The sequence below is a fragment of the Acidimicrobiia bacterium genome (assembly GCA_041676705.1).
Classification (GTDB): domain Bacteria; phylum Actinomycetota; class Acidimicrobiia; order Acidimicrobiales; family SKKL01; genus Actinomarinicola.
Genome location: JBAYRL010000010.1, coordinates 23090 through 49283, shown reverse-complemented (window position 1 = coordinate 49283; position 26194 = coordinate 23090). Strand labels below are relative to the sequence as shown.

Here is a 26194-nt window from a genome sequence, read left to right as displayed (position 1 = left end):
GATAGGTAACCACAGTTTTGTGTCTATCACTGCAGGCGGGAATCATACGTGTGGGGTGACCACGGATGGTGACGCCTATTGCTGGGGTTACAATACTTATGGCCAGGTGGGGATCGGGAACACGATCAACCAGCTTACGCCGGTGTTGGTGGTAGAACCTTGATAGTACAAGGCTATTGGTATCTAGGGAAATGTCATTTGGGCACCTTTAGCCTTGTTTAGGTTCAGGTTTTTGTAATCAACCAGGATGGTATAGGGACAAGTGGCACCCTCTAGTGTTTTGTTGTTTTCATAGTGACCATTACACACACGGTTTGTGGTATCAATTATAACCTTGTGTAGCAAGTTGAACTAGCACACAAAAGGCTAGCACACACCCAACACTGCCAGTCCTAAGAACAGGACGTACCTAAAAAAGTTTGGGACCCCGACGGTTGTTTCACACTTGTTTTAGCTGTGTGAAACAACAATATAGACGCTACACAATAACTGACACCCGTCTCTTATGTTAAGGAGCTGACACAGAAAATATTGAAAGTATGGTTTCACCAAACATTAAAATAAAAATTCGGCAACACCGCATCGGCACAACACCAAAACCCGGTGTTTTCGATGTGTATTACAACGAGAAACATATTGGTCAAGTCCAGAGACGCCCCTGGATAGCGGAAGGCTATTGGGGTGCTTGGGGTATCGGACCAACATCTGTGGGTTATGAAACTAAACGTGACGCTGTAACAGAACTAGTAGAACGACACGAACGTCAAACCGCTAAACATAAAGAACTTGAAAAACAACTCGGGTTGGAACCATTGAAGCTGCTTTAAGAGCTGTTGGCGGAACACCACAAAACCAGCACCATAACCAACGTGGAACATTCCCCAAAACCCGTGGTCGGAGCCACCTCAACCATGAACCGGTCCGACCGCCAAAAACCCAACACACATCTGGGACACCACAACCCCGCCTGGTTTGAGGAGCTACCCGTCGAAGGTGACACCCAACCAACTATTGAACTATTTGGCCACAGCGGGTTCTACCCACAAACCTTATACGCTGTTAACAATCCTTCTACCCCGGACAAAAAACACCAGATTATACGTTCTGTTATCGGCGGGTTCATAGGAGGGTTTGTGGCTTTAGTGGTGTTGTTCTTTTTACAGGTAGGCCCGCAACTGTCCCCCTATGTAAAAATTGTTCCGGGGCCTGTTACCAACTTGAAACAAGCGGTAACTATTAACAACGCGTTAGCGTCTTATGAAACCGAAAACCCTATCCTGTTCACCACAATCCAAATAGAACCCTTAACTTGGCAGGCATGGTTGGGAACAAAACTACCATGGGCAACCAGCGTAGAAACCCAAAGAACAGTTGGTTTAGGGGACAGTTCAGACACACAAATCAACGCCCACATCCAAATGGTTGAATCTAAAACGATTGCTGTACAAACAACCCTGCAACATCTCGGTATCCCGATCCCAGAGGGTTACGGTGTGATTGTAGGTTCCACAAAACCACAATCGCCAGCTGAACACGCCGGACTCAAAACAGGCGACATTATTGTGGCTGTAAACAACGAACCTGTCCAACAATTTGAAGACCTGATCGGTTACATCGAAAAAGCTGGAGCTAACAAACAAATCCAAATAACACTCCAACCACCCAACCAACCCAACGAATCCTACACTGTGACCTTAACCGTAGGTCCCGACGGTAAAATCGGGGTCGAAGGTGCTACCGCCACCCCACCATTTTGGTTAGACGCCGAAACAGGAAACGTTAGCGGCGGCTCGGCAGGGCTCATGTTAACTTTAGCGTTCCTCGACGCGTTATCCCCAGGGGACCTAACTGGGAATCATGTGCTTGCTGGGACAGGAGCGATCCTAAATGATGGTTCTGTAGGAACAATCCGTGGCGCGGCCCACAAAGTTGTTGGGGCACAACAAGCCGGTGCCGACATATTTTTTGTGCCAACCAAAAACTATAATGAAGCGCTCACACACAAAAACAACACACTAATGTTGGTACCTGTTGACACCTATCTAGACGCATTAGAATGGTTGTGTAACAACGGGGCAACCGACGAGCTTTGTGAAACACTATGAAATGACAAACCAACCGTCTACACCAAACACAAAGCAACACACACAACACCTAAACAGTGACAACCCCGGCCAAGGTTGGTTCAAAAACGTGGAACAGCAAGAAACAGAGAGCAACACTTTTGGGATGCCTGGTCAACGTCGAGCGCAACACCCTTCATTTGGCCATCAAACAACACTGCACCGGCCGTTAGTGTTACATAACACAACCAGCCCAGGACAAACAACCCAACCTGGTGTCACAAACCCGACCTCTAACCAGACCCGCCCGCTACGGGTTGTTTGGTGGTTTGTGTTAGCCACAGTTGTGTTAGTTGTTGTTATCCTCGGGCTTAGATAAAACAATCTCGCCCCGTTTAGTGGCCACAACTAAAGCGTCCGCCAACCTAGATACCCCTAATTTTCGGTAGATAGTTCCTAAACGTTTCTTGATAGTCCAACGTGAATAGTGCAACATCCGAGCTGTTTGGGAAACCCCTTGTTCCGCTGTTAAAAGCAACAAGTCACGTTCGCTGAAAGTTAGCAAAGGTTCTGGTGTGTAAGCAGCTGGCACACCACTGGCTGGCAGCTCGTGCTGTTCAGTACGTAAAAACCCTTGTAAAACATCTGGCGATAACACCAGCTTACCGGTAGTAGCGTCACCAATAGCGTCCAAAACATCAGCGAAACTAGCGGTCTTTACCAGGTAGCCCCCAGCCCCTTTAGATAACGCTAACTCCACAATACTACTATCAGCATGCATGGTAAGCATCAGTACTGTTATCCCAGGCACAGCTTCCACCAACGGTTCTATAAGATCGACACCTAAACCTGAAGGTAATGTGTGATCAAGTAAAACAACATCAGCACCACTAGCAACAATAGCGTCAAGAGCCCCAACCGAATCGGTTAAGGCACCCACCACCTCAAAACCTGCTTCTGACAGCGAAACCTGCAAAGTTTGTAGCAATGATTGGTGGTCTTCCACCAAAAAAATCTTCATACCGCCCAACCCCACCAGCTGAACCGAATACTAAGAACTACCAGGATAGTCACGGTAACCCCCTAGGTCACCTTAAACAGGTATCAGACTAGCGTACCACTGACCGGGCGACTAACGGCACTCACCAACAACACCCGAGGTTTACACACAAACCGGTACAAGAGTAGCGGTGTTCTACAAAGTTGGGTTGGTATCGTAGGCGACGATAGTAGCTAGTGTGCAGCAACCACATTCTCTAGTGGGCACTCTGGTCACAACTAACTTCGGGACGGACTCTTTGGTCCGTACCCCTAAATGGGTAGCTAACTGGTTAGCCAAAATTCATTGTGACCCGTCTACTAGCGATGCTGATAGGAGTGCGATAGCGCACCACGCACGAAACCTGCCAAAAACAGGGTGTTGTTTGTTTGGAACTTCCGACGAAAACAACCCCAGTTTTGACGGTACAACACCGTTGTGTGAATGCCGCTACATAAAAATCGCTGAAGAACTCCTCAACGAGTACACCCAACACCCAACATTACGTTGGGGACAGGTCTCGTCGCTGTTTAACCTTCCCAATGAAACATCCGGGTTGTTACACAGCAAACATGCACAGCAACAAAAGTTGGATCATCTTGTTTGGGCCGCTCAACAAGCAACCGTGCCGTTCGTTCTAGAAACTGTTGCTAAATGGGTGAAAACCAACTTTACAACACCACAACCCAACGCAGCTTCAACAGTAGGGTTGGTGGACGGTAGGGACGCCGCACGAAGTTTTGAGACGTGGCTAGTTAACACTATCCTCACAAACCATGAGGTAATACGGCAACACGTAAACAGGCAGCTAGCTAACCAACAACAAAATCCGAACCTTTACAACATCCAGGTGAACAGGTTCGAAACGGTTTCTGGAGGGTCAAACACAACCCGCGCACCTTGGGATATAACCCTACAGCTACAACTTGTAGGGCCAGACCCAACACAAAACACAGTTTTTGATATCCATATAAACATCAAAAACGTGTTAGGGGACCAGGCGTGCAACACGGGCGGTAAAGCCATGTTTGACTGGGTTTTGTTAGGCGACATTAGAGGAACACCAACTGTGATCCAATCATTTGCGCAAGCGAAACACCTCTTAGATAATGGGGACCGGTTACCAGCAAATGACTACTGGTTTTGGGTGTTCGAAAAAACCAGAAACCCTGACGAACCTTTCGGGGAAGTGTGGATATCTTCACTTTTGAGCGCTGACCCTGACAAAGCGTTCGTGTACAACCCTACCCAAACGTTTCCTGGTGTTCAGGCCCGGTTCGAAACCGCGGCGAAAACACGAGAACCGTTAGCAACAGCAGGGGAAAGCCGGCTCCGGTTTTTACGGTGGCAACGCTCCAACCATTTCATGGTCTTATTTGAACTAGCTCAACATTTCGGGCCGAGCGACAAGATCAACATCGAAAAAATGGTGAGCCGCGAAAACGTTTCGGTCGAATATTTAACATCGTTACGAAACGCGTTGCTGGAAGTAAATAAACAACACAAGCTTCGATAATTAAACGGGCTTAACTGTTACTACGGGTGAAACAACGATGTTTGTTGTTTCACCCGTTAGTTGTTAACAACCCTTTCGTGTCAACACGACACAAATCTGGACGATGCCCCTTATGGCATCTTCCCACCAAACCCAACTGGGACAGTTTTTTACGAAATCACCTAAAGTACAACAACTAATAGCAAACCTCATCCAGAACCCCACCGGACATGCGTTAGAACCTTCCGCCGGTGAAGGCCACCTAGCCCAAGCCATCGGACAACACCATCCGGCACTGACCCTCACTAGCGTAGAAATTGATGGTGAGCTCCCCTGGGTAGGCCCCAACCGTCCAATCATCACCGATTTTTTTGTGTGGGCAACACAAACCACGAAACGTTTCACAACAATTTTTGGTAACCCGCCCTATGTGGCCTGGAAAAACGTCACAGACCAAACAAAACAACACTGCCACGAAATTAAACAAAACTATTCTGGCAAAACAAACCTGTACCACCTTTTCATCGACCGGTGTATAGACCTGTTAGAACCCAAAGGGGAACTGATCTTTATCGTTCCCAAAGAATGGTTGTACGCGACCGCAGCAGCACCGCTACGCCACAAACTTTTAACCCATGGGGCCATCACACACCTAGTTGATTGTGGCGAAGAAAAACTGTTTGGTGACGCTACACCACCAGCACTCATAGTGTTCCGCTACCAAAAAAACACCCAACAATCCACAATCAAATTCGCCAAAACTATAGACACAGCCTTAAGCACAACCTGGGATCGTCTAAAGTTACATACCAACGCCGATCGATGGATACTACTTGAAGAGTCCTTAGCTACACAGATAGCTTCCTGGGGACAGTTCAAAGACCTCTTCGACGTGAAAGTAGGGTTAGTTACAGGTCTTGACCGGGCCTACAAAACCGGTCCTGACTGTGTAGAACCAGAAGCGACACAAACACAAATAACCACCAAAAAAACGGTGGAACATTTTATCAACGTCAACTGGGCAAACACCGAAACAGAAATACCTCCCCTAGCGTTAAAACATCTCCAAACATGGAAACCTCAGCTACTAAACCGAAAAATAGCGGACTTTAACGAAAACAACTGGTGGAAATATGGGGCGGTACGTAACGAAGCGCTCATGAGTTCAAAAACCAACCGGTTTTATGTGCTCGCCAAAACCAGAAACCCGGAACCATTCTTTGAAAACCCGCAAGGTAGTGGTGCCTACACCGGGGGAGTGCTTGGTGTGTTTATCAAACCGCATTGTGACACACCCGTAGCGTCCTTGGTAGCGGCCGCTAACAGTGCCTTGTTCAGACAAGTCCTCGAAGCAATGTTTTTAACCACCGGAGACCGTTTATCGTTACAACCCAAAACGTTAGAAGAAGCGCCTTTTCCTACAACACCAGAAGGTATCGAAACGTTAGCAGCAACCAACAAAAACACACCTTAAGGCCAGCTACGGTGAACAAAGACACGGTTAAATCAATGGCACCCACAAAACTATCAGTGTTCCAAAAAAAACTTGGGCAACACAAAACCAGGGCTAAACAACGAGGAACAACACTGTTAGAACAGGTGTTGACCTTGACTTTAACTATGGCGTTAACCATCACTCTAGGAGTATGGCTGTTAAATCTGGGGACCACTATCAAACCAGACAACCAAAAGTTTGGGACCTACCCCAGAAATGTGTCGGTTTTAAAAACCAGGTTTCAGGATGACATCAACCATCTACAATCCTGTGATAAACACCAAAGTGTCAACCCGCTAATCATGTTATCACCAACCAAGGTTGTGCTGACTGTGACAGACGAGACTCAACCAGGGAACGTTAAACAAATCGGATGGGAATACATACAGGAACCGGGCAACAGTTACACAAAACTGGCAAGAACCGAAACCGCTTCGATAGAAAATTGTGAAGAGCTTCTACAAACCCCACCACCACAAGTCACCCTTGAAGAACACTTAATGGTAAACACCGGGCTTGTGGATGCATACTTTACCGGATGGGCCGAAAATCAGTTGTACGATTTCACCGATAGTGAAGGTGTGTCGTGTGTAGAGGACAACACAAACCCACAGTGTGCCCTAGACCGGCTTGTCCTCAACATTATAAACCCACCAAAAATTGGTGACGACCATACACGCATAGAGACCCACATCCCAAGATAACTACAGCGCTCAGATTTTGACCGCTGTTGGGGTCGCTCAACATCACAGACAACACCATAGGCCCCTAAACATCTGTTTAAAAAACGGTTTGTGGAAACCGTTTGCCTTATTATTCGGGTAGGTCACCAGAGATACCAGCTGGCCAAAACTCGTTGATAAACCGGGAAGGGTTGTCTTTGTTTGCTACGATCACAAGTTGTTGTGAAGCGCGTGTGATAGCAACATGAAACACACGGCGTTCTTCTTCCAAATTTGAGGCTAACTGGTGGGGGAACAATTTGTTGTTTAACCCCACAACCACCACAGCAGGGAACTCTAAACCTTTTGCTCGATGGACAGAAGATAACCGGACCCCATCTGGGTTTTCTTTCTGATGTAAATGTTGCGATAACCAGCCTTCTAAATCACCGTCTTCGATGTGGCTGGCAGCTAAAACAACCGCTTCAACATCGTCAAGATGTGCTGATGCCCCAACCGGGCTTGAAGAGTCAAGTTTAGCTAAAGCGTCGTTAAGTCCAGTGTGTTGTTGGATGTGGCGTAAAGTTTGAACAAGATCGCCGCTACTACCAAGTGTTGCTAAAAGCGAAACAATGTTTGCCCCATCTTTTAGTTCGCGTGTCAAAAACTCGGCGGTAACCGAAAGACGCGAAGCTAACATAAACCGTTCTTTTCGAGAAACAACAAACTTTGATCTTGCCAAACACTCTGCAACCACAGAACCCTCCCAAGGCCCCACAGGGTTACGGGCACAGCGGTACCAAGCCAGCAAAGCACGCACACCAGCTCTAGACAACAGTTGCGAACCTACAGTATGGACCACTGGAATATCTCTGGAGTCAAGTTCCAGCTGTAACCCTAAAAGCTGGCTGTTAGTCCTCGCAAGAACAGCAATATCGGCAGGTCGCGTTCCAGTGGAAACCCAACGAGATATCGTGTCGGCAACAAAACCAGTTTCTTCGTCACTAGCACAATACTTGATAGCAACCCCACCAGGGTTTGTTTTATGTGCCACAACCGTTTTAGAGATCCGTTGCCGGTTATGAGACAATCCCAGGTTGACCGACTCTACCACACTTGGATAGCAACGATAGTTGGTGGTCAACATGTGGTTGGACGACCCAAAAAAATGGGTGTCGAAATCGATCAGAAAATTAGGGTTGGCACCCATGTAAGAATAGATACATTGGTCGTCATCCCCAACCGCGAACACCTGGGCTGTAGGACCTGCTAACAGTTTCAAAAACAGAAGAAACGCTGGTGTTAAATCTTGAGCTTCGTCTACCAACAAATGCCGGCAACGACGTTGCGCTCCACGCCGCAAAGCAGGGTTTGTGAGCAACAGTTCGATCGCTGAATAAACCTGATCATCAAAATCGGTAACCCCCAACGCTTTCATCCGGGACCGGTATTTGAGGAACCCCGCAGCGAACCCTGGGATATCTTGTTGTCGTTTCTCAACAACCTGTGGTGATACAAGACCTAACCGTACAGTGGCTAAAGCATCAATATACGGGCCGAACGGGTCAGTGTTTTTCACAAAAGGCACATTGAAACACTCTGCTAAAAGTGCTCGCCGTTCATGCTCATTCAAAACTTTTGCACGTCCCCTACGCCGTAGCAACGCATAAGCCAACGCATGGATAGTTTTGATTTGGGTCAGATCGTTAGAACCTATCCCTAACCGGCTACCCATCTCTTTAGCAGCTTTCGTGTTATAAGCCACAGCGGTGATTAGCCTGGGCGACAACCCACAAACATCCCGCAAAAACTGGGTACGAGCTGTCAACACACGGGTTTTACCGGCACCAGCCGGAGCTAAAACCCTAGCCGGCCCAACCCCATGCAACACCGCAGCACGCTGATCGGGTGCCAAAGACATCGTAGGAACACCCCAACGCAGCGGCGACAAACTACCAGCGTCAACTTCTTCACGATGTAGGAGACGTAACCCCCCGGCTTCTACAAGAGGTCCCCTGGGTCCCGCATCAACCCAAAACCGTTCCCCACCAACCACAACATCACCCACACCATCCACAACTAGCTCAGCACCCAAGTTGTGGGCATGATGCGACCACCACCACATAGGGTCTCCGCTGCGAACATCCACATTGTTAGCAAACACAAAGAACGCTAAACGTTCTTTCACGAACTGGAAAGAAGCCCCCAAATGGTATGGTTCTCTGGTTTCAGTTTCTGGTTCTACTAAAACCTCGTCATCAACTTCTAACACTACCACTACCGGCACACGGTGTAACCACGCTGTATGTAACCGTTTAACACGCGAACGAAGATGGGCTGTATCCAGATCAGATATTTTAACAACAGGTAGGTGTTGTGCCCATGAAGGGACAGGGCCTTTCGTGACAAGACCTCTACCTAGTTCTGGTGGGCCTAAAACCATATATTTACAGGCTCCTAACTCGAATGACTCCTCCTAAAGTGCTCACACCCCTTGATTCGGCAAACAAACCCAAACCGACCGTCACCAAAACCAAAACCCAAACGGCCCTGTTTAGATTGTGACACCTAAAAACCGTTTTAAGGTTTGAGGCAAGAACCTCAAGTTCTGATGCCCGCATGCCTATATCTGGGGGGCTGTTGCTCGTCAGTGGTGGTTCTGCGCAGCGGTAACTATTGTTAAAAGGTCTTCCAACAACTCACCGGCCAGCTTATAGTTTTCGACGGTTAGTTTTAGAGGTGTTTGGTTCGCTATCGGGTCTTTCACCGCTAAACGGGTAGCTGTTAAAGCCCGAGCGACATCCCAAATTTGGAACGCGTTCCACCGCTGCAGCGGTAACCAGCGAAGTGCTGTGGATAAAACCACCACCCGATTTTCGGCTAAAGTTTGGAACTGTTGCGGTTCGGTCGCTACTAAAACAGGGTTGGTTGTTGTGTTTGGTGAGCTAGAAAGTGTGTTTATGGTTTGAACCAAAACAGTTTGTAACGTCTTAACAACATAGGGTTCCCAAAGAAGGTCAACACTTGTTGGGGTTTGGGTAAGATCGGTTTTGAACCAGCCTTTAGGGGAAACTAAAATAGAACTTCCAGGGAGGTTAGGGTTGGGGTCGGTCGGTTCGGAGTCTGGATCGTGGTGTGGGACGTGTGTGGTCATAACGCCATCCCGTTTGAAGCTTTAATACCAGCGGTTAGGAAACGTTCCAACCAGTCCTCACATTCAGAAAACGACCCAGAAGCAACTACAGACTCACCAGTTTGGGTGATCTGGGTTGTTAACAATGATGCTTCTTGGTATGTGATGTGTAACACTTGGGTCAATACGTAGGTGAGATAGTGGACACTGTAGAGGGTGCTGTGGGAAACAACCACAACAAAAGGTATTTCAAAATCAACAAAAAGACCTTCATCTATCCGGTCCAACACAGCCATGAACACTACTTCCGATCGTACGACCAAATCCTCTGTCTATAAGAGTGCCTAAATAGCACCGGAACGGCTTGCAAGGGTTTCCCAACACAGCCCCTAGAGTTTGTTGAGGGTTGTTCCACCAGCGAAGCGACCCGTATCAGGGTCTATGGTGTGTTCTAGGGTGCTGGCGTTGTTTGAAGTAGGTCCCTTGGTGGTCTCCTAACACGCAGCCACAACAGTAACGTTTTGTGGAACGCATGCTTATCTTGTGTGAAAAACCATCTGTCGCGGCAGATGTGTCTCGGGCGTTAGGAACAAACACAGAACAGTTCCGTAAAACCAGCTGGGGTTACGAATCACCCCGATGGCTTGTCACCGCGGCGGTTGGGCACCTGGTTTCTGAACTACCCCCAGAAAAATATGATGCCACCTACAAAACATGGTCGTATGAACATTTACCGATCATACCTACCAAGTTTTTATATCAACCTAAAAACGCTGATGCTGCTAAACGACTAAAAACTGTTGCAGAGCTGATGCGCCGTGAAGATGTCACAACCATAATAAACGCTTGTGACGCTGGTCGAGAAGGTGAGCTGATTTTCAAACTCATCTACCAATATGCGCGTCTAACACCACAAAAAACAGTGTTGAGGGCCTGGTTTGCTTCAATGACAACCCAAGCTATCCAAACAGCTTTCAACAATCTCAAACCTGATGTGGAACTACTACCCCTTGAAACTGCTGCTAGATGCCGAGCAGAAGCCGACTGGCTGGTCGGTATGAACGCTACCCGAGCAGCAACAACAACATTAGGTGGTCAACGGGTACTACTTTCTTTAGGACGGGTCCAAACCCCAACCCTTGCCCTGGTGGTAACACGAGACCTGGAAATAGAAACGTTTCAACCCGAGAACTATTGGAAACTTAAAGCGACCTTTACACACCGAAACGGTACCTATGAAGGCTACTGGTTTAACCCCACCAAAAACCCGCAAAACAAGTTCGACAAAGAAACCGACGCTACAGAAACCCTCGAAAAGCTTCGCCAATACAAAAACGGTGCTATAGAAACGGTTGAAACGAAACCTGAAACGATCAACCCACCAAAACTTTTCGACCTCACCGAACTGCAACGCGCCGCCAACAAAAAACACGGTTTAAGCGCCGCGCAAACATTAAAAGCAGCGCAAAGCTGCTACGAAATACACAAAGTGTTGTCTTATCCGCGTACGGATAGCAGCTACATCACCTCCGACATGGCCCCGGTGATCCCCAGCCTATTAAACCATGTAGCTAACAGCGACCCGGACCTGTATCGACCGTTAGTTGAGCTTGTCACAAACCAAAACGAACTTCCAATACAAACCTTAGTAGCAGACCACAAAGTCACTGACCATCACGCCTTGTTACCTACAGACACAAACCATGACTTAACAAAACTTAGCACCCCTGAACGTCAAATCTATGATCTGGTAGCTCACCGGCTGATCGCAGCACTTTTACCAGCCCAAAAAAAGTTACGAACCACCATAATCACAACTTTAACCCCCGAGCTAGAAGACCGGTTCAAAACAACAGGAACACAAATAATTGTGAACGGTTGGAAAGATGTTGAACCAGACACAAAAACAACTCCAATCAGTGACGAAGACCAAACAGAGTTGTTACTCCCACAAGTACAAAAAGGCGATCCGGTCGACGTGTCCGAAATGGTTAGCACCAAACATGTTACTAGCGCACCGAAACATTTCACAGAAGCAGCGCTGCTAGCGGCCATGGTCGGCGCCGGCAAACTTGTGGAAGACATAGAACTTAGTGACGCCATGAAAGGAACAGGTTTGGGAACCCCAGCAACAAGAGCAGCGACGATAGAAACACTTTTAGGACGCGAATATTTAACCCGAGAAAAAAGAATCCTTAAAGCAACAAGCAAAGGTCGGGGTTTGATCTTAGCGTTAGGAAACAACCCGCTTGTTCTACCTGATCTGACCGGGCAATGGGAACGACGGTTAGCGCAACTCGAAAAAACAGCTCCGAACGAAGCGTTAAAAACAGGGCAACAGTTCTTAGTAGATGTGAAACACTTCACCAAAGAAATAACAGACAGTTTCAAAAACGCTAGCCCTGACCAGCTTCGCGCCGGCCGACGAGTTTTAACCAGCTGCCCAGTCCCACAATGCACCGGTTCGATAGTTGAAACAGCTAAAGCCTATGCGTGTGACTCGTGGCAAAACCAAGAAAACCCTGGCTGCGGGTTTGTGTTTTGGAAAAAACAAAACAACAAAACAGTAGGGGAAACACAGCTCTACAAATATGTGGACGGTGTAACCACCGGAAAAATAGTTGTTGAACCCCCACCAGATGGTACCCCGCTAGGGGAGTGCCCTTCACCTAACTGTCAAGGACAAATCAAAGAACGAGCCAAAACGTATGGTTGTACGTCTTACAGGTCCCCTAAAGAACCAGGTTGCGGTTATCTACTATGGAAAACAAACCCGGATGGCACACCCCTAGACCGTGCCAGTGCCACCAAACTTATAGCGACCGGCCAAACCAACAGCAAACCGAAACCTTTAGCGTTTAGGGCGTGTCCTCGTTGCGACGGCACCATCAGAGAACGAGACAAGGTGTGGTCCTGCGATAGCTACAAATCACCCAAACACCAAGGATGTCGTAGCACTGTTTGGAAAACACGTCGAGATGGCACCACGGTAACATCCCAAGAAGCACACGAACTGTTCGAAGCAATGGTAGGCACACCCTCACCCCAACCGTTTAAACGCAACAAACGGTCCCCCCGAAAACCATCCAAATAACTCTCACCCGAAACAAACACACAAATCGAGAATGTTATGTTATACCACCAAACCCGAAAACAAACCCGTGAAACCCACCAAGCACACAACCCAACCCGATGCCAATGGTGCGGACGGCTAATCGAAACATACCCCACCCCTAGCTGGGACCCGACAGCCACTTTTGGGACGAAACAATCTGTTGAACATAACCCGGTGAGATACTTTGGGAACGTCACCTGTTTTAACGGTCAATGTGTGACTGGCTATAACACAACACTAAACACCGCCAGCTAACACCACCAGCACCGGACGATAACAACCCCAACAATATCCTGTGTTGTCACCTGCCCTATTGGGGTGGCCACCAAAATTGGGTCAACCCAAACAAAGATGTGGGCCACCTAGATGGTGATGGAAACAAAAAGGTTTGTCGGGTTGGTCACAAATGTTAGCACTAGGGGTAAAGACATGTTGATAACAACCACCTAGTTGTGTGCATGCCACGCAACTGTTGCCTTTAGGAGGCTCCCCTTATGAAATTGTCTTTACCAAAAACAGTAGCAGTGTTAGCGTTAACATTTTTAACAGCAGGTTTTGCGGGGAACGCACAAGCAGCCCCCCAACAAGACACCTCCGAAAAGTTAACATTAGCAAACAGTCATTGTGTGGTACGGGTAACAGACCAGCAACCGGACGGCGAGTACGTGTTAAGCGACCCTGCATGTTATGAGACGTTGACAGAACTGAACACGGCTTTAGGTTTCCAAAACCCGGATAACGAAAAAAGTGTTGGCAAACAAATCAGAAACCAAACCAAAGTAAACAGCGACATGTTATCGTTTTCCCAACCAGCGATGACCATGGGCGCTGAAGAAGAACCAGAAGAGTGGGTAATAGGACGCCACTATGACTACCTAGACTGGATCGGGCCTCCCACCTTTACCATCATGGGCTCTGACTGTGCCGGTGGCTACATTTCCCTCTATGGGCATCTGTGGGATCGTCGTATCAGCTCAACTATAAATGGGTGCGAACTGATCACACATTTTGATGGGTACAACATGTTGCCAGACATCTACGGTGGTGAAACCACCTTCGCTCCTGGAGGTAACTTGACCACCCTCAACAACAGAACAAGTTCTGTGCAATACTTCAGTTGGGACCTAAACTAAACCAGCCTTTGTAGGTGTTTAGCTGGGTGCGAGCAAAGACCTATGACCTTGGGCACCATTGTGGTCTATGGTCTTTCGGAACGACGCCACTGCGGATGGGGACCTTGTTACTTTGGTAGTGACAGGGAACCCGTCCGCATATGGCGAACTGTACAGACGGCACAAAGATGTTGTGTTCAAATATGTGCTGTACAGAACAGGTTCCCCCGAAGAAGCTGCCGACATCACAGCAGAAACGTTTACAGTAGCGTTAAAACGTCTCTACAACTACAAACCCGAAAAAGGAACGTTTCAAAGCTGGGTTTTAGGGATAGCGTCGAATTTAACAAAAAAGTTTTTTAGGCGACGCACCGTAGAAGCCAAATATCGCAACAAACTAGCTATCACAACCCCACCGGATTTATTGGAAGAGTTTGTTGACATCGCAGCCTACAAAACTGTACACCCACACCTAAAAAACGCGTTGGATGCTCTGCCACGCTCCACCGCAGAAACAGCTTGGCTTCGAGTTGTTTTAGGTTTCAGTTACCAAGACATCGCACACATTACCGGCGTGACAGAAGCCACCGCACGCAAACGTGTTTCCAGGGGACTGCAAACCTTGAAACAAAAACTGGCATCCGAATACACATTATTATCTGAACTGTTAGGAAACTAGTGTTGCCTTTAGAACAACAGCTGGTCGCCGCAGCGGCACAACTGTACCCGAGAGAACCCAAAACAAACTGGTGGAAACCTGTCACACAGGTTGGTCTCAGCGTTGTTCTTATCTGTCTCGCTACTTTTGTGATGACCACAACTAACCAGGACACTGTAACAGCTGATCTGCCCACCCCTTACACCGTGATCCGTATCAGTAACACCACCCACACCAAAGAAGAGTTAGTGAAGCTCATTACCAGCCATGACTTGCGATGGGACATTGTGGAAATACCGGTCCCAGCCGAACAGGTAGGGCAAATAATTTATGTTAACAATCTTTGGTTACAATCTAACCCTGATTACGTTTCGATCCGGGGGACACCTGAGCTAGGTACTTTAACTCTAGGGCGTGACCCCATGCCTGGGGAAGTTATTGAAGAAACGTTACAGACGGTCCTGCCAAACGTTACCGGAGATTGCCAGGCGTGGTTCGGGCGTAAGTTGAGCTCCATAGTTGAAGAGCTAGAAACCCTCGCAATACTAGGTGTTGATGTGGCTTATGTCGGTCCCAATGACGGGATCATAGTGGGTGTTACAACACCTGACACCAACAAAATTGTTGTTGCGACGGTAGAGCTCTCTACCTTCAACGAGAAACTGTGGAACACTGTTAACTGCAACCAAAATAGTTAGCCACAGTCGACCAGAGAAACTAGGTGTTGTTGTTAAACGGTCACAGCCCGACAAGATGTTGAGCAACCCATTCAGGTACTTCTTGTTGAGCAACAACTTCGATAACATCTTGGAAAGGGCGAAGCTTCGGATCTCCACACATGAAACCGGACCAGCCAGACACACCGAACGTTTCATGATCTAACCACATTCGAAACGCTGTCTCTATATTCGCTGCAGGATCTAACGGTTCTAACGTTTCAGGTAAATACTTGTCGATAGCCCCAGTGTCTAGTTGGAACAACCCTTGCCCGGTTTCTAACTGTCCGGTTTGGGGATGGGGCGACTCAAAATATTTGCCGTTGAACGCTACCGCTGCTGGGTTAAACCCAGAAGCACAGTTCGCTACAAGTAGCGCTTCCGTCACAATCGTCACAACATCGTTTTCAGAAAAGCCTTGTGTTCGTAACCCGCAACCCCAAATCGTAACAATCAGCTGTGGCACAGTTTTGTTTCGATTAGGGTCACAGTCACTAGCCAAATCGGACTCTAACGGAATAGCTAACTCAAGATGGTTTGGGCTGTTTCGTACAGGGTTGGTAAGCCCATAGGTAGAAAGTCGTGACACAGGAATCGTCTCTGAGGGACAAGGTAGCTGGGCACTGAACGTACCGTTGTCTAAACAACCAACGGTTTCGTTAAGCCACGCTAAAACGTCAGGATCTGGTTGGATATCAACAGCGGTCCCGGCACAATGTTTAGACCAACACTGGGTTTCTGTAGCTGGTGTAACCCATTTTAAAGCCTGTTCAACTCCACCATAATATTTTGTGGCCCGTTCAAATCGGGCTTGTTGTTCGGTGGTGGTTCGTAACCCGTCAAGAAGTTTTATAGAAATACCAGCCGCACCAGCATCCTCACAAAGAATGTTCATAAGCGCTGCCAGTTCGACCAGCATCAACACTTTTGGTGTGCCACACTGGTCCGGGTAGTCAAGTTCCCATGTTTCGGGGGCTGCGACCGGATTATGGGAACCCATCCCTGTTTGTGCCAACGGTAAATGTTTATACCACACAGGACGCACAGCGTTATCCCCAACTTCGAAATACAATGTTGAAGAACGATAAGGGGAAAGTAACGGTAGCCGTGTTGGAAGATCACAGTTCGTGTCCCAAAACACTAAAACTTTCCAATAGGCGCGTTCTGTGTTGTAGGGCAGTTCAGCAGCGATCGCTGCTACTGTGCGATAATCATCGCAATGGGTGGCAGGTACCCCCACAAAGAACGAAACCCACCTGTCACGATTATGGCTGGTAACAGCAGCTTCCATTATTTGGGCTGCAGTGGCGGCAACAACACCAGAATCGGGGTGGTGTGTCACAGCTTCTTGTTCAAAGTTGTGTAACACATCCTCGGTCAATAAAGCGTCACCACCAAGATACGGTTGCCACCAATCTGGTGCCCACACATCCGGCGGGTCAAAGTGTTGAACAACAGCTAAAGACGTTTTATCTGTGTTTGTACAGCTTGCTAACACCCCAACAAAAAACAGGACCAATAGCGGTATAAACCAACGTAGGGACCGGGCTGGGCGCATGGTTGTGTGTGCGTCACACCTTAGTAGGGTCGACCCTGCGGACGGTGTAAGGGTTTTTGTAGATGGGTGCAATATGGACAAAATCATTGTAACGGTACGTGTGTACCATCCAACCGTCCGCTAAAACCATGGCCACGTGACCAGGCGACGAAAAAATAAGATCCCCAGGTTTTTGTTGAGAACTATCAATTTCGACAGCCCAACGAGCAGCCCTGATAGTAGCGGTAGTTTGAGCGTTTTGACCAGGTGGCGCTATAGGCACCCCAGCCGCTTGCCAAGACCGGGACACTAAAGAAGAACAATCAAAAATACCTACCTTGTTCCGCTCGGCTTGTGAATAGGGGGACCCGATTTGTTGTATAGCCCAAATCACAGCTTTAGCTGCTTCTGCGGTTGGTGCTTGTTCAACAGAACGCTTACAAATCTCATAAACCCCAACTGACTCTGCCCCGTTACGTAACCCGTTAGGCAGCACCGAAGTTGGGCAACCATCTGGACCGATAACGTTCTGGGTTCCTGCTAAAGCTTTAGCTTCTTCCGCTTTTCGTGCTAGTTCCGCTTGGCGACGTTCTTCAGCAAGTTGGCGGGCCGCAACCGCTGCGTTTAAAGCGTCTTCCCCGATAGCCCCAATCGATAAAAGATCGGCAACTACTACTTGTTGTTCGCCACCCATAGACAACACCGAGGTGGGGGACAACGCCCCACTGATAGGATCAAGATCGGCGAGACTTTGTGGCGACCAGATCAGCGAATCAACCCCACTAGAAGTAACAAAAGATAACTGATTACCTCCCAAACCAGCACCTAAAGTGATATCTACACCACCCCCATACGGATCTGTAGCACCAAACGCGTTCGACGTTCCAAACCACAAACCTACAGTGGTAACAACCATAATAAAAAGGCTTGTGAAACTGAGACGTCGCATACCTACCCACAGTTATAGGGACACTGGTAAGAACAACTAGCACAAACCCGACCCCGAAACGTGTTCCCCGCCAAAGATCAGTGCTTGTTTTTGTGGTGATCCCAGAAACAGTTATGAGGGTCTCGCACATGAGACCAATTATAAGAAAGAAGTGTGTAACAAATGGTGAAACAAATCAACGACCGGTTGTGGAGTTGGGCATCATCCCTTGACGATGGGACTCTCCGCCAGGCAGAAACACTGTCGAGACTACCGATCATTGAAAGCCACGTAGCTTTAATGCCCGATGCGCATCTTGGTATAGGTGCCACTGTAGGTAGCGTTATCTCTACCCGCAACGCCATTATACCCTCAGCTGTAGGGGTCGATATCGGATGTGGGATGGCCGCCACCCAAACTTCGTTGTCAGCTTCAGACCTACCTGAGGATCTGAACCCGTTCCTAAACATTTTGGGGGCTAAAGTACCAGCTGGGGTTGGTAACTCTCACAAACATGCTGGTGACCCGGCGTTGGAGTTTATGGCCAAAAACCCTACCCCTCAACAGCTGGAAACTAAACAAACCCAAACAGCTTTAACACAGTTCGGGACTTTAGGGTCAGGTAACCATTTTGTAGAAGTCTGCTTAGATGAAAATGAGCAGGTATGGCTAGTTCTACACTCAGGTTCTCGTGGAATCGGTAATCAGCTAGCACAACACCATATAACCAAAGCAAAACAGCTAGCAGAACATCTAGAGGAACGTTTAGAAGACCCAAATTTGGCGTATTTTATGGAAAACACCCCAGAGTTCCAAGCGTACATTGCAGACATGCTTTGGGCGCAGCGCTATGCACTTGGCAACCGCGAAACCATGTTGGGCACCATCACTACCGAGTTTTACAACTTTGTTGGGGCAGGTAATACCGTTGAAATAATCAACTGTCACCACAACTTCGCCCAACAAGAACTGTTTCCGTTCAACAACAACCCATCAGATATGCGACCAGTATGGATCACCAGAAAAGGCGCTATAAAAGCAGCTGTAGGCGATCGGGGAATCATCCCAGGTTCGATGGGTACCAACAGTTACATAGTAGAAGGGCTCGGGAACCCGTTGTCGTGGAACTCATGCTCCCACGGAGCAGGCCGAAAAATGTCTCGCACTAAAGCAAAACGTACGTTTAGTACCGAAGATTTAGCAAACGAAATGCGAGGTAAAGTGTGGTTAGAAACCAAAGCTGAAAAGTTGGTTGACGAAATTCCAAGCTCATACAAAAACATTGAGCAAGTTATGGCAGACCAAACAGACCTGGTACGAAAAACACACACTCTAAACCAAGTTTTGAACTACAAAGGCACCTAAACCGTGTAGTTATGATAGAAGGGAACTCTATATGGAGTTCCCTTCATTTTTGTGTGTCTCCACCTTACAACCGTGAAATAAAGTTGCGATCATCACCTGTTATGGGACAGGGGTTGTGGCTGGTAACAAGGTTTAGTGTTGTTCCCAGTCACAGAACAACCTGCATGTGGGATGTTGATCCAGTGAGAGGGGCTGTGTGTTAGGTATCCCACCAAACACACAGCCCCAAAAGCCTCACAAACACAAGGTAGTAAAGGTTGTTGATGGCACAGCGGACCCGATCAGAACAGAAAACACACCATGGCGGGCAGCTTCCCTTATCATGATGTCCTGTAAGGCCCAAAGACCACCTATCCTGCAGTCAACGACACTAGAGCCGGGGTCCTAATCGGATTTAACTACACCTGTCGGATTCGTGGTGTCCGGTAGGAACAGTAACGCGACATGCCATTAGCCACCCCAAAACCCGCTACCCCTACCTATGTTCATAGAGGTTTAACTCTTGTAGAAATCATTTTGGGTTTAGTGGTGGGTGAGTATGTGGGTGTTCGCAGTGTTCGTATCATTCCAAAACGTTTTCACTAAAACCCGTGAACAAGCTGAGCTTGCTGCGTTGAAATCGGTGGCTCGTGAAGCCCAAGCCCTGCTCGCCATATCAGGTGCAGATCGGTGGGATACTCAGGATGGGCTCGATGCTGTTATGAGTGTGTTAGAAGATTGGCCCCCAACCCAAGCCCTGAGCGTTGGTGTTGTTGCTGATGATCATGGGGTAGTGGTTACCGAAGCAGATGTGTGGCCTGAGGTGTCCGAGCTCACCTTTTCCCGTTCTCTCGACACCTTATTGATGGTTGTGGCGTTGGATGCTGGAGCATGTGTAGTAGCAGCCCCTCAAACCGGTGCTTCCCAAGGCGGCTGTGTAACCAACCTAGATGCTATTGGTGAAAGTTCTCCGTCCGAAGCGGTCACAAACAAGCAAATACCAGGTATCGACAACACCACCGCACAACCAGAACAACCAGTCTCAACAACGACCACTACCGAACCTGAGCCGGAATCAGGGTTCTGGGCGCAAACCGCTGCAAGTGAGGAGCACTCGTGCGGGATAACCTCAAACGGTGATGCCTACTGCTGGGGCCGGAACAATTATGGCCAGTTGGGAATCGGGAATGTTATAGACCAGACCACACCCACCAAAGTCTCAAGTCATCTTAACTTCCGAGAGATCACTGCTGGTTTCAACCATTAGTGTGCGCTAACCACAGACGGTGACGCCTACTGCTGGGGAAGTGGTGGTAACGGCCGATTAGGTTACGGGAGCAGCATAGACCAACACACCCCTGTAAAAGTGTCAGGCAACCACAGTTACGAGTCTGTCTCCGCAGGTGGGGATCACTCGTGTGCTCTGACTGTGGGTGGTGACGCCTACTGCTGGGGAGCTGGTACTCGTGGCCAGTTAGGGATCGGGAACACCACCACCCGTACCTCACCTGTAAAAGTGTCAGGCAACCACAACTTTAAAGAGATCTCTGCTAACAGCTCACACACCTGTGGAGTTACCACAGCTGGTGACGCCTACTGCTGGGGTTCAAGTGTCAATGGTCAGTTGGGGACCGGGAACACCAACCAGCAGACCACACCAGTCAAAGTGGTAGGCAATCACAGTTCTATGGGGATCATCGCAGGGGAAAGCCACTCGTGTATGCTAACTATAGGTGGGGATGTCTACTGATGGGGCAATGGTGGTAACGGTCGGTTGGGGAATGGGAACACCACCGTCCAGCTTATACCTGTGCTGGTAGCGGAACCGTAACAAAACACTACCGATGGTCACGGCCCAACCGTGCTACTGTTTAGGACCTCTGCGACACTAACTGTAAAAATATAGGTTCAAACAAAAAGCCCGTGTGTCCTCACAAGACAGCTCACACAGAAAACCATGTAGTTAAGAAGCTGAGCCACCCGGTGTAAGCCGTTTTTCGTAAAAACAAGGGGCTCAGCACAAAACTAGCGGCTGTAACCGAACGGAACACACTTTAACAACAAGTGTTGAGTGAAACTTTCGTAGCTCACAAGACCCCACATCTGACACTATCCCTAACCCCCAAAACACGAGACATTTCAAATGTGTTTCACCCTGAAAACCACAAAACCCGACGTTTTAGGGCAGGGTGTTGTTTAGTGCTGTGATCGGCCCGCTTGTTTGTGGAGTTGGGTAGCTAAAGCTCTTGCATCAGCCGATCGCGAGTTCAAAAATTCAGGGTCAGGAAAAACGCTGCTATCCGCATCACGGTCACACCCCGTTCCGAGTTGGCGCAAACTACGCAGATTCACAAAATCGGCGTAGCGTCTCAAAGGGGAAGTGAAACGAGCATAAGCGAACACGTCAAGATCGGGCCGTAAGGTTGGTTCTGCTACATAGGCACCTACCTGGCGTGGACCTTGACCGTTATGAGGAGTGTCTACCACCCGACGATAAATAAGCGGAAACTGTGTTTCACTAACCAAAATCGTGGCAGCAATATTAGCTGAACGCATAAACAACCCATACGTGTCAGCAGAGGTTAAACCTATAGATCCTGTAGAAGGTTCCCACCGTTGTTCAAGACGTTTCACTACCTGTTTCGCGGTGGCAAAGCTCACCAGTTGTGGGAGACCGGTTTCGAAAGTGTGTTTGTTAACCAACACGACATTAGAACGAACCACCCCAACAGGAACTATTTTCCCGCAACGTTCCACCAGAAACGAAACCCCTACCGCCGGTTTAGGTTGATACAACGAAAACCCGGTATGTTTAGCGACACTAATATCAAAAATTGGGGCGACCGCCCCAGGAGTGTAACAAGCCTCCCCCACAGACCGTGCGGCTTGTTCCGGGAAACTATCTTTAGAAACAACACTGGGCACATCAACAACCCATACAGTTACCAAACCTGATGTTTCACAAATAGTGATAGCGTCCTCCGCTACACTGTCACTAAAACTGTCAAGAGCGACAGCCTCAACAACAGGACGACACCCTACAACTCTACCCTCGATACCAGTTTGGATTGGTGGTAAAACAGGCCAATACCCATAGGTAGCAAGAAGTTGTGCCGATATCGAACTAGTAGTGTCATGCGGTGTTGGTTGGGTAACAACAGTACCGTTATGCGCGATACCCCATGTTTGGCGTTGTCTCACATGTTCAGGGTTAACAATAGACAACGTAGCGTTACCAGCTGGCGCCCCGATTTTTAGCTGTTGATCTTCAACTTGGCCCCAAACAGACCGCAACGGACGTTCAACCACATTAACCGCTCTAACTTGAGGCAACAGTTGTGAAACACCTTGTTTAGACCGGTGATCACACTGCCCAACTGTGGAGGTAGTGTTAATCTGATCCCCAGAAAGCAACCCTTTTGTCAACCTGTTCGGGATATGGGCAACACTGACACCATTGTTAGTAACAAACGAATGGCCTTGGCGGTTAAACGCAACTCTCCCAGTGATCGGCACAGCCACCGAGACAGCCCGTTTCTGAGAAGTTCTAGACATAGCTAGTGTTACCTTACCCCACCTGTTTTGTGACCAGACAGCAACTACCTGTGCGCACCGCAACCGCTACCAACACCCCACAAAAACATCCACAACAAGACGCTTATAGGTCTGTGTCGGGTTGTGTGTCAAACACACAGATTCATCACAATGTTAAACAGCACAACCAGTGAAGGAGCTGCTTTGCCACATGATGCTGACCATTCAGCTAACCTAGACCTTGCTACAAACACAAACCGCTATTCTTATTGCAACACAGTCACGCTAGACACAAGTGTGCTAATAGCAGACCCTGACGCGATCCTAGCGTTCCCAGATACCGATGTAGTGCTACCGTTTGTGGTCGTTGAAGAACTAGACCAACACAAAATACGTCAAGACAGCGTAGGGCAAGCAGCCAGGGAAGTGTTACGACACCTTGAAGAACTAAGAGTCAGTGCCGGCGGATCGTTAAACCAACCAGTCGCTATAGCAAACGGGGCCACACTTCGTATCTCATCCGAAACAAAAATAGCGGCGCTAGAACAAATCGGGCTAGATATCCACACCCCAGACAACCGAATATTAGGCTGTGCTTTAGCTTATGCAGAACGTTCCCGGACCACAGTAGTCACACAAGACACCGCTCTTCGGTTAAAAGCCGGGCAGCTAGGGTTAGCTGCCCAACTCTATTTACCATCAAAAACATTAACACAAGAACGCAACCGTAAAGGATGGCAAAAACAGCAGGTATCTCAACAGTTAATAGACACGCTACACACACAAAACACGGCACCTATTGAAACGTTACACCCAATAGATCTTTCCACAGCCCAACAACTTGGTATCAACGAATACCTACAAGGAGTCTGTGGCTCAGCATCTGTTCTAGCTAGAAACGTGGGCGACACACTAGAAAAAGTAGATACCCACACCACCGCCTGGGGTTTACAGCCACGATCCACAGAACAACGCTTAGCGCTAGATTTACTGTTGAACCCTGAAATCCCCATCGTTGCGTTATCCGGTCAGGCTGGTACCGGCAAAACAATCTTGGCGTTAGCTGCAGCGTTAGAACAAACATTTGAACCCAACTCGAAACACCACCATTACGCCCGAGTCATGATCGTAAGACCTGTGGTGTCAGTCGGCCGAGCCGAACTAGGTTTTTTACCAGGCACCGTAAATGACAAAATGGGTCCCTGGATGCAAGCCATAGTTGACGCTATGGTAGCCCTAGGTACCGACGTGTCCCACCAACAAGCAGCGTTGACATTAGCTGGCTGGGAACAAGACGACCAGCTCCGAATGGAATCAGTGACCTATCTACGAGGACGTTCCCTCCAAGCCACCTACGTGTTAATAGACGAAGCACAAAACCTTGACGCGTTAACATTAAAAACAGTGCTCACACGTATCGGGCAAGGATCGAAAGCAGTCCTTGTAGGTGACACCTCCCAAATTGACAGTCCTTGGCTTTCAGACACCAACAACGCTCTAGAAGCCGCTAAAGCTAGTTTCGCTAACCACCCCATGTTCGGATACCTACATTTGGAACGAGGAGAACGGTCCGCTGTAGCTGACCTTGCAGCCCAAGCCCTCTAAACAAACAACACCCCTACACCAAAAATAGTGTAGGGGTGTTTCTAAAAGTTTAGGTCATAGGTTAATAGTTGGTAGTTATCTTGTAGCTAATACCATCCGGTGTTGTGTAACAGTTGGGGCATACCTTGGTCTAGTTTGTCAAGATCAACATGGTCTATATGTTCTAAAAGATATTCAACAACAGCCGTGTAATGCTCTGGGACAGACAGCAGTGGTTCTTCAGCCCACCCAAACTGGACGTTGTAATGTTCAAGGATTGCTGTTATGCGCCCATGTTCGTCTTGGGTGAACTCTGATAAATCAAACGTTACCCATTCCACTTCAGGGTCGTGTTGATCTGTCAGAAGGTCTTGTTGGGACATGTCAACCATTGCGGGGTCGATTAGGGCGCTGGTCGGGTCGAACCCATAGTCAACTAGTACTTCAACAGCAACGCTAGAATCGCCTTGGATTGCTAACATGTTATGCACCCAAACACCTTGAATACCTCGATTAGATAAAGCCCGGCGAAGTTCTTCTTGTTCAAGGTGTTCTACATCTTCTAACAAAAAAGCAGCGTCGAACGGTTCAGGGCTTTGCATGTTGTGTGTTACTGAAGAATGCATAAGATCTACAGTGCAGCGCTTGGCAAGAACCGCAGCCACGACCACACCGTCAAATCCCGGTTAAAGATATAGCCCCAAACCAGCTAAGGGTATTCCACGGACACAATCACAAAAGGCAAGTCACCCTGAGGTGTTTGAGCACAAACATTGTCCCCAACCTGCGCACCAATAAGAGCCTCACCAACCGGAGAGTTAGGTGTCACTACAGGGTATTTGCTGTGACGTTCCACGATACTACCAACAACAAACGTTTCAGTATCACCCTCACCCCAAGCGATTGTAACAACAGCACCCACCCCTATAGACCCATCATCCGCACCTTCTTGATCGGTGTTGGTAGCATTCTTCAACACGTCTTCTATGTAGCTGACACGACTCAATAAACGTTTCTCATCTTCCAACGCAATAACAAAATCGGTGTTCTCTGAAATGTCACCAGCTGAACGGGCGTCTGTAACACAAGCTCTAGCAGCAGGTAGTTTCACATTTTGTAAATCGTTCAACTCTTCAACAAGAGCAGCTCTAGTTTCACTACTAATAACCATTTCGGGGCCTTTCTAAAAAAATATGGTTGTGGTAACACCAGGGTGCCAGGTCACATTTTCTGACCTGGCACCCTGGTGTTACCTACCTAAACTATTTGTATGGGTACAGTGTCGCCCCCACCCCAACAACCCACCACCAAAACAGGAGGTGACTATTCTTTAGAAGGTTCTTGGGCAAGGACTTGCACACGGGAAGCAGATAACCCTGTCAGACGCACAATGTCCGCATTAGTTAACCCGCACAAACGTAACTTTTGGACTGCTTGTTGCCGATCTTTCGAAGCGACTTCTAAATCTGCGGTAGCTTTATCCATCCGATCAGCAGCATCATAAAAAGCATCCACTGCTTTAGCAGCGTCCTGGGCTTGACGCAAACGTTCCTCTGCTAACTTCTTGGCAGCGTCAGCGTCACGTTTCCCACCAAAATTGCGACGTTTGCTACCCTTAAAACTCTTCTGCACATCACCCTGGCCACCGTTGTCAATGTCTGTTGCTAACGGGTTTGAGGTTGGCGAGTTCCACTCCTGGATTTGGTCACTCACAATAAACAACCCTTTCTTAGTGAGCAGCAACCGTGTGTTGCCACCGCACACATGTTGTTGCAGTAG

At 48.2% G+C, this 26194-nt stretch carries 22 protein-coding genes; 12 read left to right on the top strand and 10 right to left on the bottom strand.

The features are described 5' to 3' along the window. Nucleotides 1-19 precede the first annotated feature (19 nt). The 3 genes from WC184_11765 to WC184_11755 all read left to right on the top strand — a co-directional run bounded on the left by WC184_11765 (nt 20) and on the right by WC184_11755 (nt 2105). Nucleotides 20-163 (top strand): hypothetical protein, encoded by a 144-nt coding sequence (locus WC184_11765; protein MFA7478542.1) that lies wholly within the window; start codon nt 20-22, stop codon nt 161-163. A 376-nt stretch (nt 164-539) separates the two neighbouring features. Further along, complete coding sequence (locus WC184_11760) at nt 540-827, top strand: hypothetical protein (GenBank protein ID MFA7478541.1); 288 nt, start codon at nt 540-542, stop codon at nt 825-827. 42 nt (nt 828-869) lie between these two features. Continuing rightward, entirely contained in the window at nt 870-2105 is a 1236-nt protein-coding gene (locus WC184_11755; GenBank protein MFA7478540.1) for a PDZ domain-containing protein, read from the top strand. A gap of 307 nt (nt 2106-2412) precedes the next feature. Here WC184_11755 and WC184_11750 read toward each other — a convergent pair whose 3' ends face one another. Beyond that, on the bottom strand, nt 2413-3084 hold the full coding sequence (locus WC184_11750; protein ID MFA7478539.1) for a response regulator transcription factor: 672 nt from the start codon (nt 3082-3084) through the stop codon (nt 2413-2415). Nucleotides 3085-4171: 1087 nt separating this feature from the next. Between WC184_11750 and WC184_11745 the strand changes: the two genes are divergently transcribed. Beyond that, nucleotides 4172-4618, top strand: coding sequence for a hypothetical protein (locus WC184_11745; protein MFA7478538.1), 447 nt, complete (start codon nt 4172-4174; stop codon nt 4616-4618). A 112-nt stretch (nt 4619-4730) separates the two neighbouring features. Further along, the gene (locus tag WC184_11740) at nt 4731-6071 is read left to right on the top strand and encodes an N-6 DNA methylase (GenBank protein MFA7478537.1); all 1341 of its coding nucleotides are present in this window, start codon (nt 4731-4733) and stop codon (nt 6069-6071) included. 834 nt (nt 6072-6905) lie between these two features. Here the strand turns inward: WC184_11740 and WC184_11735 are convergent. From WC184_11735 to WC184_11725, 3 genes are all read right to left on the bottom strand, one after another. Then, nucleotides 6906-9041: an ATP-dependent helicase gene (locus tag WC184_11735; GenBank protein ID MFA7478536.1), complete on the bottom strand. Its 2136-nt coding sequence runs from the start codon at nt 9039-9041 to the stop codon at nt 6906-6908. 360 nt (nt 9042-9401) lie between these two features. Beyond that, nucleotides 9402-9908, bottom strand: a complete 507-nt coding sequence (locus WC184_11730) for a hypothetical protein (protein ID MFA7478535.1) — start codon at nt 9906-9908, stop codon at nt 9402-9404. Continuing rightward, complete coding sequence (locus WC184_11725) at nt 9905-10183, bottom strand: ATP-dependent Clp protease adaptor ClpS (GenBank protein MFA7478534.1); 279 nt, start codon at nt 10181-10183, stop codon at nt 9905-9907. Before WC184_11725 ends, WC184_11730 begins: the two co-directional genes overlap by 4 nt. Before the next feature lie 236 nt (nt 10184-10419). On the opposite strand from WC184_11725, the gene WC184_11720 reads away from it, so the two are divergent. The 4 genes from WC184_11720 to WC184_11705 all read left to right on the top strand — a co-directional run bounded on the left by WC184_11720 (nt 10420) and on the right by WC184_11705 (nt 15470). Continuing rightward, nucleotides 10420-12981: a DNA topoisomerase gene (locus WC184_11720; protein ID MFA7478533.1), complete on the top strand. Its 2562-nt coding sequence runs from the start codon at nt 10420-10422 to the stop codon at nt 12979-12981. 515 nt (nt 12982-13496) lie between these two features. Then, a complete protein-coding gene (locus WC184_11715; GenBank protein MFA7478532.1) occupies nt 13497-14135 on the top strand; it encodes a hypothetical protein in 639 nt (212 codons plus the stop codon). A 67-nt stretch (nt 14136-14202) separates the two neighbouring features. Next, nucleotides 14203-14793, top strand: coding sequence for an RNA polymerase sigma factor (locus tag WC184_11710; GenBank protein MFA7478531.1), 591 nt, complete (start codon nt 14203-14205; stop codon nt 14791-14793). Between the two features lie 131 nt (nt 14794-14924). Further along, nucleotides 14925-15470, top strand: coding sequence for a hypothetical protein (locus WC184_11705; GenBank protein ID MFA7478530.1), 546 nt, complete (start codon nt 14925-14927; stop codon nt 15468-15470). Nucleotides 15471-15510: 40 nt separating this feature from the next. Here the strand turns inward: WC184_11705 and WC184_11700 are convergent, their stop codons facing one another. Together WC184_11700 and WC184_11695 are read right to left on the bottom strand one after the other, a co-directional pair. Next, a complete protein-coding gene (locus WC184_11700) occupies nt 15511-16869 on the bottom strand; it encodes a hypothetical protein (GenBank protein ID MFA7478529.1) in 1359 nt (452 codons plus the stop codon). Between the two features lie 190 nt (nt 16870-17059). Beyond that, complete coding sequence (locus tag WC184_11695; protein ID MFA7478528.1) at nt 17060-17941, bottom strand: NlpC/P60 family protein; 882 nt, start codon at nt 17939-17941, stop codon at nt 17060-17062. Nucleotides 17942-18136: 195 nt separating this feature from the next. Between WC184_11695 and WC184_11690 the strand changes: the two genes are divergently transcribed. Further along, entirely contained in the window at nt 18137-19318 is a 1182-nt protein-coding gene (locus WC184_11690) for an RtcB family protein (GenBank protein MFA7478527.1), read from the top strand. A 538-nt stretch (nt 19319-19856) separates the two neighbouring features. Then, complete coding sequence (locus tag WC184_11685) at nt 19857-20564, top strand: hypothetical protein (protein MFA7478526.1); 708 nt, start codon at nt 19857-19859, stop codon at nt 20562-20564. Nucleotides 20565-21493: 929 nt separating this feature from the next. Here the strand turns inward: WC184_11685 and WC184_11680 are convergent. Continuing rightward, nucleotides 21494-22630, bottom strand: a complete 1137-nt coding sequence (locus WC184_11680) for a hypothetical protein (protein MFA7478525.1) — start codon at nt 22628-22630, stop codon at nt 21494-21496. Between the two features lie 372 nt (nt 22631-23002). On the opposite strand from WC184_11680, the gene WC184_11675 reads away from it, so the two are divergent. After that, on the top strand, nt 23003-24436 hold the full coding sequence (locus WC184_11675; protein ID MFA7478524.1) for a PhoH family protein: 1434 nt from the start codon (nt 23003-23005) through the stop codon (nt 24434-24436). Between the two features lie 86 nt (nt 24437-24522). Here the strand turns inward: WC184_11675 and WC184_11670 are convergent, their stop codons facing one another. The 3 genes from WC184_11670 to WC184_11660 all read right to left on the bottom strand — a co-directional run bounded on the left by WC184_11670 (nt 24523) and on the right by WC184_11660 (nt 26128). After that, nucleotides 24523-25041, bottom strand: coding sequence for a hypothetical protein (locus WC184_11670; GenBank protein ID MFA7478523.1), 519 nt, complete (start codon nt 25039-25041; stop codon nt 24523-24525). A gap of 83 nt (nt 25042-25124) precedes the next feature. After that, nucleotides 25125-25586: a GreA/GreB family elongation factor gene (locus WC184_11665; GenBank protein ID MFA7478522.1), complete on the bottom strand. Its 462-nt coding sequence runs from the start codon at nt 25584-25586 to the stop codon at nt 25125-25127. A 152-nt stretch (nt 25587-25738) separates the two neighbouring features. Then, complete coding sequence (locus WC184_11660; GenBank protein ID MFA7478521.1) at nt 25739-26128, bottom strand: hypothetical protein; 390 nt, start codon at nt 26126-26128, stop codon at nt 25739-25741. Nucleotides 26129-26194: the final 66 nt, after the last annotated feature.

Bases quoted from the DNA above. Each gene is read 5' to 3' on its own strand.
- WC184_11710 (MFA7478531.1), top strand. From the start codon at position 14,203: ATGGTCTTTCGGAACGACGCCACTGCGGATGGGGACCTTGTTACTTTG.
- WC184_11705 (MFA7478530.1), top strand. From the start codon at position 14,925: ATGACCACAACTAACCAGGACACTGTAACAGCTGATCTGCCCACCCCT.
- WC184_11720 (MFA7478533.1), top strand. From the start codon at position 10,420: ATGCTTATCTTGTGTGAAAAACCATCTGTCGCGGCAGATGTGTCTCGG.
- WC184_11725 (MFA7478534.1), bottom strand. From the start codon at position 10,183: ATGGCTGTGTTGGACCGGATAGATGAAGGTCTTTTTGTTGATTTTGAA.
- WC184_11750 (MFA7478539.1), bottom strand. From the start codon at position 3,084: ATGAAGATTTTTTTGGTGGAAGACCACCAATCATTGCTACAAACTTTG.
- WC184_11670 (MFA7478523.1), bottom strand. From the start codon at position 25,041: ATGCATTCTTCAGTAACACACAACATGCAAAGCCCTGAACCGTTCGAC.
- WC184_11695 (MFA7478528.1), bottom strand. From the start codon at position 17,941: ATGGTTGTTACCACTGTAGGTTTGTGGTTTGGAACGTCGAACGCGTTT.
- WC184_11760 (MFA7478541.1), top strand. From the start codon at position 540: ATGGTTTCACCAAACATTAAAATAAAAATTCGGCAACACCGCATCGGC.
- WC184_11730 (MFA7478535.1), bottom strand. From the start codon at position 9,908: ATGACCACACACGTCCCACACCACGATCCAGACTCCGAACCGACCGAC.
- WC184_11715 (MFA7478532.1), top strand. From the start codon at position 13,497: ATGAAATTGTCTTTACCAAAAACAGTAGCAGTGTTAGCGTTAACATTT.
- WC184_11740 (MFA7478537.1), top strand. From the start codon at position 4,731: ATGGCATCTTCCCACCAAACCCAACTGGGACAGTTTTTTACGAAATCA.
- WC184_11685 (MFA7478526.1), top strand. From the start codon at position 19,857: ATGTGGGTGTTCGCAGTGTTCGTATCATTCCAAAACGTTTTCACTAAA.
- WC184_11690 (MFA7478527.1), top strand. From the start codon at position 18,137: ATGGTGAAACAAATCAACGACCGGTTGTGGAGTTGGGCATCATCCCTT.
- WC184_11665 (MFA7478522.1), bottom strand. From the start codon at position 25,586: ATGGTTATTAGTAGTGAAACTAGAGCTGCTCTTGTTGAAGAGTTGAAC.
- WC184_11675 (MFA7478524.1), top strand. From the start codon at position 23,003: ATGTTAAACAGCACAACCAGTGAAGGAGCTGCTTTGCCACATGATGCT.